The 13,673-nt window shown below is 61.0% G+C and carries 12 protein-coding genes and 3 pseudogenes; 11 read left to right on the plus strand and 4 right to left on the minus strand.

All coding sequences use genetic code 11. The features are described from left to right. Positions 1-98: 98 nt before the first annotated feature. A pseudogene (locus PQR02_RS02340) lies at positions 99-946 on the minus strand (alpha/beta fold hydrolase). A 34-nt stretch (positions 947-980) separates the two neighbouring features. Between PQR02_RS02340 and PQR02_RS02345 the strand changes: the two are divergent. The 3 genes from PQR02_RS02345 to PQR02_RS02355 are packed head-to-tail and all read left to right on the plus strand — an operon-like array spanning position 981 to position 1,661. Continuing rightward, positions 981-1,199: a DJ-1/PfpI family protein gene (locus PQR02_RS02345; protein ID WP_408225213.1), complete on the plus strand. Its 219-nt coding sequence runs from the start codon at positions 981-983 to the stop codon at positions 1,197-1,199. A 22-nt stretch (positions 1,200-1,221) separates the two neighbouring features. Further along, positions 1,222-1,608 (plus strand): helix-turn-helix domain-containing protein, encoded by a 387-nt coding sequence (locus PQR02_RS02350; RefSeq protein WP_408225231.1) that lies wholly within the window; start codon positions 1,222-1,224, stop codon positions 1,606-1,608. Further along, positions 1,566-1,661 carry a hypothetical protein gene (locus PQR02_RS02355; protein ID WP_408224853.1) on the plus strand — a complete coding sequence of 32 codons (96 nt, stop codon included), beginning with the start codon at positions 1,566-1,568 and terminating at the stop codon, positions 1,659-1,661. The genes PQR02_RS02350 and PQR02_RS02355 overlap by 43 nt, the downstream gene beginning before the upstream one ends. 131 nt (positions 1,662-1,792) lie before the next feature. Here PQR02_RS02355 and PQR02_RS02360 read toward each other — a convergent pair whose 3' ends face one another. Continuing rightward, on the minus strand, positions 1,793-1,957 hold the full coding sequence (locus tag PQR02_RS02360) for a hypothetical protein (protein WP_408224856.1): 165 nt from the start codon (positions 1,955-1,957) through the stop codon (positions 1,793-1,795). A gap of 551 nt (positions 1,958-2,508) precedes the next feature. Between PQR02_RS02360 and PQR02_RS02365 the strand changes: the two genes are divergently transcribed. From PQR02_RS02365 to PQR02_RS02390, 6 genes are all read left to right on the plus strand, one after another. Then, the gene (locus PQR02_RS02365) at positions 2,509-3,552 is read left to right on the plus strand and encodes an AraC family transcriptional regulator (protein WP_408224859.1); all 1,044 of its coding nucleotides are present in this window, start codon (positions 2,509-2,511) and stop codon (positions 3,550-3,552) included. Between the two features lie 311 nt (positions 3,553-3,863). Beyond that, the gene (locus PQR02_RS02370; protein ID WP_408224862.1) at positions 3,864-4,796 is read left to right on the plus strand and encodes a hypothetical protein; all 933 of its coding nucleotides are present in this window, start codon (positions 3,864-3,866) and stop codon (positions 4,794-4,796) included. 327 nt (positions 4,797-5,123) lie between these two features. Then, a complete protein-coding gene (locus PQR02_RS02375; RefSeq protein WP_408224865.1) occupies positions 5,124-5,843 on the plus strand; it encodes a FadR/GntR family transcriptional regulator in 720 nt (239 codons plus the stop codon). Positions 5,844-5,952: 109 nt separating this feature from the next. Next, entirely contained in the window at positions 5,953-6,720 is a 768-nt protein-coding gene (locus tag PQR02_RS02380) for an SDR family oxidoreductase (protein ID WP_408224868.1), read from the plus strand. A gap of 96 nt (positions 6,721-6,816) precedes the next feature. Then, a complete protein-coding gene (locus PQR02_RS02385; protein WP_408224871.1) occupies positions 6,817-8,109 on the plus strand; it encodes an MFS transporter in 1,293 nt (430 codons plus the stop codon). A gap of 52 nt (positions 8,110-8,161) precedes the next feature. Then, positions 8,162-9,409: an enolase C-terminal domain-like protein gene (locus PQR02_RS02390; protein WP_408224874.1), complete on the plus strand. Its 1,248-nt coding sequence runs from the start codon at positions 8,162-8,164 to the stop codon at positions 9,407-9,409. A gap of 10 nt (positions 9,410-9,419) precedes the next feature. Here the strand turns inward: PQR02_RS02390 and PQR02_RS02395 are convergent. Both PQR02_RS02395 and PQR02_RS02400 read right to left on the minus strand, forming a co-directional pair. After that, positions 9,420-10,582 (minus strand): annotated as a pseudogene (locus tag PQR02_RS02395) (multidrug effflux MFS transporter). A gap of 250 nt (positions 10,583-10,832) precedes the next feature. After that, positions 10,833-11,537, minus strand: a pseudogene (locus PQR02_RS02400) (aldo/keto reductase); the annotation flags it as partial. 151 nt (positions 11,538-11,688) lie between these two features. Here PQR02_RS02400 and PQR02_RS02405 point away from each other — a divergent pair. Next, positions 11,689-12,435 carry an SDR family oxidoreductase gene (locus PQR02_RS02405; protein WP_408224880.1) on the plus strand — a complete coding sequence of 249 codons (747 nt, stop codon included), beginning with the start codon at positions 11,689-11,691 and terminating at the stop codon, positions 12,433-12,435. A gap of 387 nt (positions 12,436-12,822) precedes the next feature. Continuing rightward, positions 12,823-13,656, plus strand: a complete 834-nt coding sequence (locus PQR02_RS02410; RefSeq protein ID WP_408224883.1) for a class I SAM-dependent methyltransferase — start codon at positions 12,823-12,825, stop codon at positions 13,654-13,656. Positions 13,657-13,673: the final 17 nt, after the last annotated feature.

Here is a 13,673-nt window from a genome sequence, read left to right on the forward strand (position 1 = left end):
TCAAACTGTATGACACGGAGCCGCACATATTGGGGCGCACCGGGTGTATAAAAGCCGCCACCGTACCGCCTGGGCACGGCCCAGGCGCAGCACGCCAATCAGGCCTTGATGAACGCCAGCAGATCGGCATTGATCTGCTCTGCGTGCGTGGTCGGCATCCCGTGCGGTAAGCCGGGGTAGGACTTAAGCGTCCCGTGCTTCAAAAGTTTGACGGACTGGGCTCCGGTCGTCGGGAAAGGGCAGATCTGGTCGTCTTCGCCATGCATCACCAGAACTGGAACGTCGATTATCGCCAGATCGTCGTAGAACTCGGTTTCGGACAGGACCTTGATGCAGTCGTATTGAGCCTTGATGCCGCCCATCATGCGTTGCCGCCACCAGTTCTCGCGAATGCCCTCGGAGAGCGTCGCGCCAGGCCGGTTGAAGCCATAAAACGGAATCGTGATGTCCTTGTAAAACTGGGAGCGATGGTTCGCGGTGCCGTTGTGGATCTCGTCGACAACTTCCCTTGAGACGCCTTCGGGGTTCTTTTCCGACTTCATGAAGAGCGGCGGAATCGCGCTGATCAATACCGCTTTCGCCACGCGTCCGTTGCCAGTGCCGTGCCGGGCGACATAGCGCGTCACCTCGCCGCCGCCCGTGGAGTGACCGATGTGCACGGCGTCCCTGAGATCGAGCGCGCCTTGACGAGTTCGGCGACGTCGGCGGCGTAGGTGTCCATGTCATGGCCGCTCACAGTCTGGGTCGAGCGTCCGTGGCCACGGCGATCATGCGCGATCACCCGGTATCCGTGCGCGAGGAAAAACATTAGTTGGGCATCCCAATCGTCGGCGGACAGAGGCCAGCCGTGATGAAAGACCAAGGGTTGGCCCGTGCCCCAGTCCTTGAAAAAAATCTCGGTTCCGTCCGCGGTGGTGATGTATGAACTTCCAGTATTCGTTTTCATTTCGTATCCTTTGGAGGGCGGTTTTGACGAAGGCATGAACGTTCTACGAGCGCAGACGCCAATTAGGAAGCCGGTCAAGACCGGAAAGGATAATCCTCTGGTGCCGTGGCTTCGTCAAAGGCACGCCGAAGGAGTCGTCCTCGCGGCCGTATGCGGCGGCGTCTTTATCCTGGCAAGAACGGGTCTGCTTGCCGGCCGGCAGGCTACGACGCATTGGTCCTTTAGCGATCATTTTCGTCCAGCAATTTCCTGACGTGCTTACAGAAACCGATCGTATGGTGATCGACTACGGGGACGTCGTCACGGCCGGGGGCGTGCTCGCCTGGGCGGACCTTGGTCTGAGGCTCACCGAGAAATTTCCAGGCACGGCAGTCATGCTGGAGACAGCACGCTACATGCTCGTCGACCCGCCCGGACGCGAACAACGCTTTTACAGCGAATTCGATCCGCGCACGAAACATGGCGATAGAGCGATATTGAAAGCGCAGCATTGGCTTATCACTCAGCGAGAGCGTCCGGTCAGTGTCGTGGACATTGCTCAGCATGCGGATCTTGAGCCGAGGACGTTTCTGCGCCGCTTTGTATTGAAGAGATTTCGTGGAGTCTCGGCTATGGCGACGTGGGAGGATTTCGTCGAGTGTTCCGCAAGGTCGTGGGCCTGACGCCTTCTGATTACCGGCGACGTTTCTGTCAGCCGACTCAGCAACGAGCCTGATCTGTGTTCTCACGCAAACCGGCAAAGGAGATATCGCAATCCGGAGCGGTATTTCGATCTTCCCGGAAGGAGCCACTTATCGCAGCTTTCTACTTGAGCTGCTGATCGCTGCTCGGAACTTCCGTACGACACTAGCCTTTGTTGAACAGGGTCAAGACACGGGACATAGATTTCGCTGCCAGAACGAACAGAGCGCCGGAGACGTTGTAGTCGACGTTGTACATCAGGTCCGTCAAATAGAACATAGATAGCGCAATGAGCGGGTGGTACATCGCACGGCTTATCAGGCGTTTCATAGACATCTCACGCAATGTCGTTTGCCCGAATCGGTAGGTCACTGCACGCGAACCGATCTGTGCAAATCAGGTGGCGCAGCGGGCTTGCGAAAACCATCAAAGATCTCGCCGCGAAGGACGGTTGACGTTGATCCGTCACGTCCCGTCCTGTGACGAACTTTGCCTCTCGCGCCCGGTTGTCGTCCTGCCCGCGCGTCGACGTTTATTGCCCGATCGTCCAGGTCTTGCCGATGGTTCGCCTGGCCATTGCCGGGCGTCCAGAAACATTGCCCGGTACTCCTGCAAAAGCGCGCGACGTACTTGCACGCAGCTGCATCGTGCAGCGGCGCGTACGCACTCAAATGCCTGACGCATGAAACCATGCGGGCAAGACACGTTCGCTAACGAGTGTCAGTAGAACGCCTCGCGCATCAGGTAGCGGAGTGAAAGCATCAGTAATGGATTTGTCATAGACTGCCGCAGCGGGTATAACATGTACCGCGCGGCCATGTGACGAATGACCGTCACCGCGGTTCCTTGTCGGGGAAAGTCGCATTTCACGCGAGTTGGTCATGGATGCAGTTTCTGACGTACTGCGCGCCGTGCGCTTAAGCGGCGCGGTGTTTCTGAATGGGACCTTCGCGGCACCGTGGTGCTTGATCGGCCGCACGGATGCTACGCTGTGCGGGGCCTATTTGCCCCGTTCGGAACGCGTAGTCTCATATCATCTGATCATAGAAGGGAGTTGCTGGGCGAAGTTGGCAGACGACCCCCGTTCGGCTATTCATCTCAATGCCGGCGAACTGCTGGTGGTGCCGCAAGGTGAAACGCATGTGATGGGCAGTGCCTTGGATCTTCCGCCCACGCCGTCGGAGTCGGTATTAGCCGGTCCGATGGCGGCAGCACCTGGTGAGGTGATGACGCTGTCCTACGGAGGCGGTGGCGCGGCGACTCGCATCGTATGTGGCTTTCTCGCCTGTGACGATACTCTGAGCAACCCGCTGCTCTCATCGCTGCCGCGACTCTTCAAGATCGATATGCGTCAGGATCCGCGTGCGGCATGGCTTGAGTCCTCTCTAAAGTTTGCGGCTGCCGAGGCGGCGGATTCGCGTGCGGGCGGGACGATCGTGCTCGCCAGACTGTCCGAACTCCTGTTCGTCGAGGCGGTGCGTAGCTGTATTGAAGCGTTACCTGCGGACCAGACAGGATGGCTCGCCGGCGTGCGCGATCGCTATGTGGGGCGTGCGCTTTCTTTGCTGCATGCTCAATCGGTCCACCCCTGGACCGTCGATGAGCTTGCGCGCAAGGTGGGGTTGTCGCGCTCAGCGTTGGCTCAGCGCTTCACCGATATTCTCGGTCAACCGCCAATGCAGTATCTGGCGCGTTGGCGCATGCAGATTGCGGCGCGCGAACTGCGGGTCGGCAGTAAATCACTGGCGGCCGTAGCGGAGCAGGTCGGTTACGAGTCGGAGGCGGCATTCAGTCGAGCCTTCAGACGGGAATTTGGAATGCCGCCGGCAAGCTGGCGCAGGAGCGAGGGAAAGATGGACGGCGCTCCCGCTTCTGAGCAGGTTTCGCGCAGCGCGAGCGGCATCACGTCACCACTGGTTCTGTGACATCGGCTCCCATGCCCGACGGTGCCATGAATAACATGGGGCGAGCGCCTGAACCGATCGTTGGTTCATTGCGCCAATTGGCCGAATCAAATCGCTAGCGCGCGTCGCGGCATGCTCGACGCAGCGCTCATTCACACGCGTCAAAACTAACCCGGCGTTCCGGTCATATCGTCCGGCGGCCCGATCATAGAACCTCTCGCCTCCCAATCGTACATTGAGCGTACCGGAATGCCAGATCAGCCATCTGGTTCTGACCGGGAGATGAACACGCACAGCTCGACCGCGCAGCGGTCCATATTGGGAGAATGGCTATGAACGCAGTATTGCGACTTTCCAACCGCGATCGTTACGCCCGGTGCATTCGGGCTTCAAAGATGGTCAGTTGGGATATCGACCGTGACGTGATTGGAGGCCGCACTTTCGACACGTCACAGAAGTATCTGCCCGACGGCCTCTCACTGGCGCCGAATTTCTTCACCCTCTCCGGGAGCGAGAAGCGGTTTATCAGTCAGATTCAGGGACGCACATATGCCAATGTGTTCGGACTGGTCGAACGTTTCATCAACGCAAAGGTGCTTGAAGTCAGCCGCGATTACTGGCTCGGCGATCAGGTGGCACTTGAGGCACTGGTCCGATTCAGCGACGAGGAGCTCAAGCATCAGGCACTGTTTCGCCGCATCGACGCAATGATCGGTGAAACGCTGCCCGCTGGATATTGCTTCGATGTCGACCCTGACGCCATTGCCGCTGTGGTTCTCGGAAAGAGCACCTGGGCCGTACTGGCGATGACGCTGCATATCGAACTCTTCACGCAGCTCCACTATCGTCAGAGCATCAATCCAGACGATCAGTTATCCGAACTGTTCAGGAACGTATTCCTCTACCACTGGAAGGAGGAGAGCCAGCACGCCATCCTCGACGAGCTCGAATGGGAGCGTCACGACGCCACTTTGACGCCCGGCGAACGCGACAAGGCTGTCGACGAGTTCATCGATCTGGTCGCCGCAATCGACGGCATTTTGCAGGCGCAAGCCACAGCCGATGCGCACTATTTCGTGGCGAACTGTGGCCGGGCAGTCGACGAGGTGGAACTTCAGTCGGTCGAAGCGAATTTCCTGGAGGCTTACCGGTGGCAATACATCCATTCGGGTGTACGTCATCCCCATTTCGGGGAAGTGCTTCATAGGCTCATCTCCGAAGACCAAGGCATGCGCATCCGGGCTGCGCTCGCCACGCTGCAATGAGCTTGACCGAAACAGGACAACCCACCAGGTTGTCGAGGCCGCACTGATCTCAATCGAATCAGGCACGATTCCACTCGTCGACATGTTGCACATGCGGCATGCTCGCGTCGCCGAGCGCGAACCGTGTTACAGGCTCACGGGTGCCCATGCAAACATATCGAGCTGGATGATAGAAGCTCGTCGCATTCACTGGGATTGAGCCCCGGGGAATGCGCCGCCCCTGTGCTTTCTCCGTCCTCACAGCCTTCCCCGAGGGTCAACCCTGGTTGCGCAAGCTCCTCTTCGCGCATAGGCTCTACATCATACGTATGACCTAGAGAGCAAATCGTGGCAACGCTACACAGGCAGGTCCTGAATCAGCTGGGTGAGCAGATCTGTTCAGGCAAATTCATGCCCGGTGACATCCTGCCGGCCGAGCCAATCCTCGCCGAGCAGATGCAGGTGAGCCGCATCACTATCCGCGAGACGATGAAGTCGCTCTCGGCCAAGGGCATGCTGCAGGTGCGTCGCCGTTACGGCACGATCGTGCTGCCACGCGCGCAATGGCAACTGTTCGATCCCGACGTGATCACCTGGCGCGCGCGCGCCGGTTCGGTCGAACCGGGTCTCATCGAAGATCTGATGGAGTTGCGCCTGATCATCGAGCCGAACGCAGCCAGGCTCGCCGCGAAACGCGCGACGCCGGAAGATCGCGTCGCCGTGCGGCGAGCGTTCAAGGCGATGGAGCGTGCGGTGGCCGGCCACGGCGAATATGTCCCCGCTGACCTCGCCTTTCACGGCGCCATCCTTGCCGCCTGTCACAACCAGTTCGTCCAGCAGATGCAGAACGCGCTGTCGGCGATCCTGCGCACGAGCTTCGAACTCAGTTCCGAAATCGCGGGCGGCCCGGCCCGTTCGCTGCCGATGCACGAGGCGTTGTGCGTTGCCATCGAGCAGGGCGACCCGGAAGCCGCCGAACAGGCCGTGCTGACGCTGATCAAGCGCGCGGAGCAGGATTTCGAGGACCGCGCCGCGTTGAACAGCACCGTCAACGATCAGCCGGCCTGACACAGTCCGGTTTCGCCAGCAGCGGATCCAAGCCACTTGAAACGCGACGCGCGGAGCCGTCGCGATGGGCGCACTCGCGCCGTTTCCCTGATCACACAGAGGACCCGTCATGACCCATCTATTCGATCTGAGCGGCCGCACGGCGCTTGTCACCGGCTCGGCACGCGGTATCGGCTACGCGTTGGCCGAGGGATTGGCGGCGGCGGGCGCCAGCGTCGTGCTCAACGGTACCCGCGCGGATACGGTCGCCGAATCGGTCAGCAAGCTGGCCAGCCTGGGCTACCAGGCGCAGGGCCGCGCCTTCGACGTTACCGACGAAGCGGCTGTCGCCGAGGCCTTCGCGCAGTGGGACAAAGACGGCGTGCAAATCGACATCGTCGTGAATAACGCCGGCATCCAGTTCCGCAAGCCGCTCGTCGATCTCGAACTGAGCGACTGGCAGCGCGTGATCGACACCAACCTGACCAGCGCGTTCATCGTCGCGAAGCAGGCCGCGCGCCGCATGATCGCGCGCGGCACGGGCGGCAAGATCATCAACATCGGCTCGCTCACGAGCGAAGCGGGGCGGGCGACAGTCGGCGCGTACACGGCGGCCAAGGGCGGCATCAAGATGCTGACCCGCGCAATGAGCGCCGAATGGGCGGTCTCGAACATCCAGGCGAATGCGATTGGTCCGGGCTACATCCTGACCGACATGAACAAGCCGCTGATCGAGAACGCGTCGTTCGATGCGTGGGTGAAAAGCAGCAACCCATCGCAGCGCTGGGGCACACCGGATGAACTCGTCGGCACGGCGGTGTATCTCGCGTCGCCCGCCTCGAGTTATGTGAACGGTCAGATCATTTACGTGGACGGCGGCTGGCTCGCCGTACTTTGAAGCCGTTCTAGATGCAGGTCCACGCGGGTACAACAGAACAATCAAACGACTCGCGCTGGTCAATCGTTGTATGAGCCGTACCGATCCGGAGACATCATGGAAAGCGTCAAGCCCGTAGCACCCCAAAGATGGTGGTATCTGATGCCTATCATCTTCATCACATACAGCCTCGCCTATCTCGACCGCGCGAACTACGGGTTTGCCGCTGCGGCCGGGATCGACAGGGACCTCGGCATCACGCACGGCACGTCGTCGCTGATCGGTTCGCTGTTCTTTCTCGGCTACTGCCTGTTTCAGGTGCCCGGGGCGATCTACGCGCAGCGCAACAGCGTCAAGAAACTGATCTTCTTCAGCCTGATTCTGTGGGGTGTGTGCGCCGCGGCTACCGGCATGGTCAGCAACATTCCGATGCTGATGGCGCTGCGATTCATCCTTGGCGTCGTGGAGGCCGCCGTGATGCCGTCGATGCTCATGTACATCAGCCGGTGGTTCACGCGCAGCGAGCGTTCGCGCGCCAACACGTTCCTGATTCTCGGCAACCCGGTGACGGTGCTGTGGATGTCGGTGGTGTCGGGTTATCTGGTGCGCAGCTTTGGCTGGCGCGAGATGTTCGTCTTCGAAGGGGCACCCGCGCTGGTCTGGGCAGTGGTGTGGTGGTTCACGGTGAAAGATCGTCCGTCCGACGCCCCCTGGATGAGTGACGCGGAAAAGGTCGAACTCGACGGACGTCTGAAGGCCGAGCAGGCTCATATTGCCCCTGTGCGCGACTACAAGTCGGCGTTCCGTTCGTCGATCGTGATGAAGTTCTGCGCGATTCACGCGCTGTGGAGCATCGGCGTGTACGGCTTCATCATGTGGCTGCCGTCGATTCTCAAGGCGGCGTCGACGATCGATATCGTCTCGGTCGGCTGGCTCGCGGCAGTGCCCTATCTCGCCGCAATCATTCTGATGGTGCTCGCGTCGTGGCTCTCGGACAAGACGCGCAACCGCAAACTGTTCGTGTGGCCATTGCTGCTTGCCGGGACCATCGCGTTCGTCGCCTCGTACCTGATCGGCGGCTCGCATTTCTGGATCTCGTTCGCGCTGCTGGTCGTGGCAGGCGCAAGCATGTATGCGCCGTATGGCCCGTTCTTCGCGTTGGTGCCCGAGCTGATTCCGAGCAACGTGCTGGGCGGCGCGATCGGCCTGATCAATGCATGCGGTGCGTTGGGTGCGTTCGCGGGTTCGTGGGTGGTGGGCTATCTGAACGGCGTGACCGGCAGTCCGGCGGCCTCGTACATCTTTATGGCGGGCGGCTTGCTGCTCTCCGTGATCCTGATGATAACCGTGCCAGCGCATTCCGATCAGCGCGCGAAGCGTGAAGCGCCGCTGTCGCTGCATCGCACGTGAAGCTCTACTTGAGCGGCTTAGTTTTTCTCGTTTTGATTTTGGCAGGCTGAAAATGGCAACCCTGATTACCGATGTAAAGGTCATCCTGACCGCGCCGGAAGGCATCAATCTGATCGTCGTGAAGGTGGAGACGGATCAGCCGGGTCTGGTCGGCCTCGGATGCGCAACGTTTGCCTACCGGCACCTCGCCGTGACGTGCCTCATCGAGGAGTATCTGCGGCCGCTGCTACTCGGCCGTGACGCCGAGGCAATCGAGGAGCTATGGCAACTCATGCATCAGAACGCGTACTGGCGTAACGGGCCGATCGAGAACAACGCGATCTCCGGCGTCGACATGGCGCTGTGGGATATCAAGGGCAAGCTGGCGAATATGCCGTTGTATCAGTTGTTCGGCGGCAAGTGCCGTGAAGGTGTGCCGATTTACCGGCATGCCGATGGGCGCGATCTCAACGAGCTTTGCGAGAACATCCAGAAGTATCGCGAGCAGGGTATCACGCATATTCGCTGTCAGAGCGGGGGCTATGGCGGGGGCGGCTATGGCAAGGCGCCTTCGAATGCGCCGTCAGGTTCGGCGGATGGCGTGTATCTCGACAGCAGGAAGTACATGCGCGAGACGCTCAAACTGTTCGACGGCATTCGCAGCAAGATCGGCTTCGACGTCGCCTTGTGTCACGACGTGCATGAACGTCTGAAACCGGTCGAAGCGATTCGCTTCGCGTGCGAATTGGAGCAGTACGATCTGTTCTTTCTCGAAGACGCAATCCCGCTGGAGGAGGGCGAATGGATGCGGCAGCTGCGCGCGAAGACGACCACGCCGTTGGCTCAAGGCGAGCTGTTCAACAATCCGTATGAATGGCGCTTTCTGCTCACCGAACGACTGGTCGATTACATCCGCGTGCACCTGAGCCAGATCGGCGGCATCACGGCGGGGCGAAAGCTGCAGATATTCGCCGAGCAGTTCGGTGTGAGGACGGCGTGGCACGGTCCGGGCGACATGTCGCCGCTGGCCCACGCGGCGAACATCCACATTGATCTGGCCTCGCGCAATTTCGGTGTGCAGGAATGGTCCGGCACCGAGCCGCCCAACTTCGTGATTCAGGATCTCAAAGGGCCGAGGGCCGCATTGCTCGACGTATTCCCGGGACTTCCCGAGTTCCGGGACGGCTACGTCTATGCCAATGACAAGCCCGGGCTCGGCGTGGACATCAACGAAGCGGAGGCGGCGAAGTATCCGTGCGAGAACAGCGTCACGACCTGGACACAGACGAGATTGAAAGACGGGACGCTGCAAACGCCGTGATTCTCTCTTATCATTCGATCGCCACGGCGTCGTTGGAAATCGCAGCGGAAGAGGGTTTGAGAAGGGTGGCGCATAGCAAGCTGCCGATACTCATCAGCGCGATGACGGCGCCCATCGGCCGGGGCGTGCCATCAGCGAAGAAGCCGACGAGGGCTGATCCGAGGATACCGGTCCGTACTGGCTCGCACCGATGAGCGCCGACATGGCGCCCGCGCGCGCGGGAAAAGCGCCGAGCGCGCCAGCAATCGCATTGGCGACGATAAAGCCTGTCGCTGAGACGAACCCGAAGAGCGGGACCACGAGGCCGAGCAGGCCGCCCCAATCGGTCCATGCAGCGATGGCCAGCAACACGCCGGCGATCGCCGCGCCGAATGCGCCGGCACGCATCAGCCGATCGCTGCCAAAGCGGCGCACCATTCGCGCATTGAGTTGATTCGTGACCATGATGCCGACGATGCCCGCCGCGAACAGCACGCCATAGAACTGCGGCGACACGTGGTGATAGGTGATGTACGCGAACGGCGTGCCCGCGATATACGCATAGATCGCGCCGTAGAAAAAGCCTCCGACGCCCGCATAGCCAAGCACCCCGCGATGCCGCAGCAACTCGGCGTAGGTGGCCAGTGCGCGCCCGAGCGGTTGTGGGTTGCGGCGCGCCGCGGGTAGTGTTTCGGGCAACGCGCGCAGCGCGGCCAGCGTCGCGATGCCGACACCGACAAGTACCCAGAAAATCGCGCGCCACGACGCGACGTGGAGGATCAGTCCGCCCACGCTCGGTCCGAGTAGCGGCGCGATCGCCATGACCGTCATCAACGTGGACATCATCCGCGCCGCGCGGTGGCCGGTGTAGAGATCGCGCACCATCGCGCGGGCAAGGACGACGCTGGCGCACGCGCCCACGGCTTGCACGATGCGCCAGCCGACCAGCATCGCTGCACTGGTCGACATGGCGCAGCCGGCTGAGCCGATCACGAACAGCACTAGCCCGATCGCAATCGGCAGGCGGCGGCCGTCGCGGTCCCCAACCGGACCCCACCACAGTTGACCCAGACTGAAGCCGATCAGGTAGCCGGAAATCGTCAGCTCGACTGCACCGGCGTCGGCATGCAGTGCGAGCGCCATCGCGGGAAGCGCGGGCAGGTACAGGTCCGTGGAAATCGACGCAAAAGCCATTAGCAGGCTCAGAATTGCGAGGATGCGCGGACCGTGCTCCCCGGCGGCGTCGCGCACGTCGGCACTGGCGCGAGCGTTCGTCGTGCTCGCGGGCGCAGCACCGGAATATGTTCCCGCCGGGCTGGAAGATGGATCGCTCAACGACATGGTCCTGGGTTTCGGTTCGGTCATTCTTGTCGGGCCAATAGCGGTCCGCCGATGCCGCAGCGTGGCTGTACGGGCGGAACCGCAATGGTCTGCACTCAATGCGTTAGCGGTCGACGCGCTGCTGCAGGTGAGCCGGATAGCGATCGCCAACGACCTTGATCTGCTTCAGTGCCGCCTCGATCGCAGATAGATCGTCAGCCGACAATTCGAGCGCGGCCGCACCGACGTTTTCTTCCAGCCGATGCAGCTTGGTGGTGCCCGGAATCGGCACGATCCACGGGTTTTGCGCGAGCAGCCAGGCCAGCGCGATCTGCGCGCGCGTGGCGCCTTTGGCATCAGCAATTTTGCCGAGCACGTCGACCAGACCTGCAGTGGCCTTGCGGTTTTCCTCGGAAAAGCGCGGGACGACGTTGCGGAAATCGGTCTTGTCGAACGACGTGTTCGCGTCGATTGCGCCGGTCAGAAAGCCTTTACCCAGCGGGCTAAACGGAACGAAGCCGATGCCGAGTTCTTTCAGCGTTGGCAGCACGCTCTCTTCCGGCTCGCGCCACCATAGCGAATACTCGCTTTGCAATGCGGCCACGGGCTGGACGGCGTGCGCGCGGCGGATCGACTGCGCCCCGGCTTCGGACATGCCGAAGTGCTTGACCTTGCCTTGCGCGATCAGATCCTTGACGGCGCCGGCCACGTCTTCGAGCGGCACGTCCGGATCGACCCGATGCTGATAGAACAGGTCGATGCGATCGGTTTTCAGACGTTTGAGCGACGCCTCGGCCACCGCACGAATGCGCTCGGGTGCGGAATTTGTGAATCGCCCACATAAGGCCATGCACTTTATCGGACTTATCGAGCGCGCGTGCCGCGCTTAGAATTGAAGTCTCTCGACGGAGTCACGCGGGTTAATTGCCAATGTCTCGACGCGACTCAGCTTTATTCCACAGAAAGAAGGTGACTGGATCATGACGCAAAACATCAAGGACAAGGTTGTCGTCATCACTGGCGCGAGCAGTGGTTTGGGTGAAGCCACGGCGCGCCTGCTTGCTTCGCAGGGTGCAGTGGTCGTGTTGGGCGCGCGGCGCGTCGAACGGATCGACGAACTGGCCGCGAGCATCATCGCGAATGGCGGGGCCGCGCTGGCAGTGGCCACCGATGTCACCGATGCCGCTCAGGTCAAACATCTTGTCGACACGGCGGTCAGGACCTACGGCCGGGTCGACGTCATGCTCAACAATGCGGGACTGATGCCCCATTCCTTGCTCGAGCGCGGCAAGATCGAAGACTGGGATCGCATGATCGATGTGAACCTGAAGGGCGTTCTCTACGGTATTGCCGCAGCGCTGCCGCATATGAAAGCACAGAAGAGCGGACACATCATCAACGTGTCGTCGGTAGCCGGTCACAAGGTGCGTCCGGGCAGCGCGGTCTACGCCGCGACCAAGGCCGCGGTGCGCATGCTGTCCGAGGGACTGCGACAGGAAGTGAAGCCCTACAACATCCGTACTACGATCGTCTCGCCCGGAGCCGTCGCCACTGAATTGCCCAATAGCATCACTGAACCCGACGTTGCAAAAGGTATCCACGAGTTCTATGAGCAATTTGCGATTCCGGCGGAGTCCTTCGCGCGCGTGGTCGCGTTCGCCATGAGCCAGCCGGATGATGTCGATATGAATGAAATCCTGTTCAGGCCGACCAGCCAGGAACTGTGAGCGGCGGCCGAAGGAATATCGACTTTCGCGAATCGGGAGATTGGAGAAGTCGTTCGACGAAACAACGGGGCGCAGTGAAGTCGGCGTTTAGATAAACCGCCCCGCCCAAGCGCACGAGGCGAAGGACGTCCGAAAGAGCATCCTTGAAATCGCCCATCAATTTCGGCGTCCTGCGCAAAAAATATGGACGCCTGGTCATTCATCAATACGGCTTGCGCCCCGATACTAGGACCCATGCCAGTCCACGACAACGCGCTGTGGAACGGGCCGATAGTTGCCCGATCGTCGCGCGGGCAGGCTTGCGGTGCGATTTAGCGGCGTCCCCAGAACGGGCAGCCAATCCGTGCGTTCCTGCATCGGTGCCCGTTTGCCTCCCAGGAGTTCTTTATGTCCGCTGTCGATTCCTCTTTCTCGCCTGTTGCAGACTTGGCTGCCGTCAAGATTCGTCAACAGGCTGCCTGGTCGACGGGCAACTATGCCGTCGTCGGCACCACGCTGCAGATTGTGGGAGAGAACCTTTGCGAAGCGCTCGACTTGCGTGCCGGCAGTCGCGTGCTCGACGTTGCCGCGGGCAACGGCAACGCGACGCTTGCCGCCGCGCGCCGCTGGTGCGACGTCACCTCCACCGACTACGTCGCCTCACTGCTTGAGTCCGGTCGTGCCCGTGCGCAGGCAGAAGGGCTTGCGGTGCTGTTCCAGGAAGCGGACGCTGAAGCGCTGCCCTATGCGGATGCTTCGTTCGACGTCGTGATGTCGACATTCGGCGTCATGTTCACTTCGAATCAGGAGAAGGCGGCGGCCGAGCTTGCACGTGTTTGCAAGCCAGGCGGCCGGATCGGTCTCGCAAACTGGACGCCGGAGAGCTTCATCGGGCAGTTATTCAAGACGATCGGCAAGTACGTCACGCCGCCCGCGGGCGTGATGTCACCAGCGCTCTGGGGAACGAAGGAGCGGCTGCAAGCACTCTTCGACGGCAACGCCCAACAGATCGTCGCGACTGGCCGTCATTTCACGTTTCGCTATCGATCGCCGGCGCACTTCATGGAAGTGTTCCGAACCTACTATGGGCCGATGAACAAGGCGTTTGCCGCACTCGACGGCGAGCGGCAGGCGGCGCTCTTCAGCGATCTGATGGCACTGATCGGGAGCCGCAACCGGTCGGGCGACGCGACGCTCGTTCTGCCGAGTGAATACCTCGAAGTCGTGGTGGAACGATCATGAACGAAGTCAGGCGGGGA

It is taken from the genome of Paraburkholderia sediminicola (assembly GCF_046026895.1).
Classification (GTDB): domain Bacteria; phylum Pseudomonadota; class Gammaproteobacteria; order Burkholderiales; family Burkholderiaceae; genus Paraburkholderia; species Paraburkholderia sediminicola_C.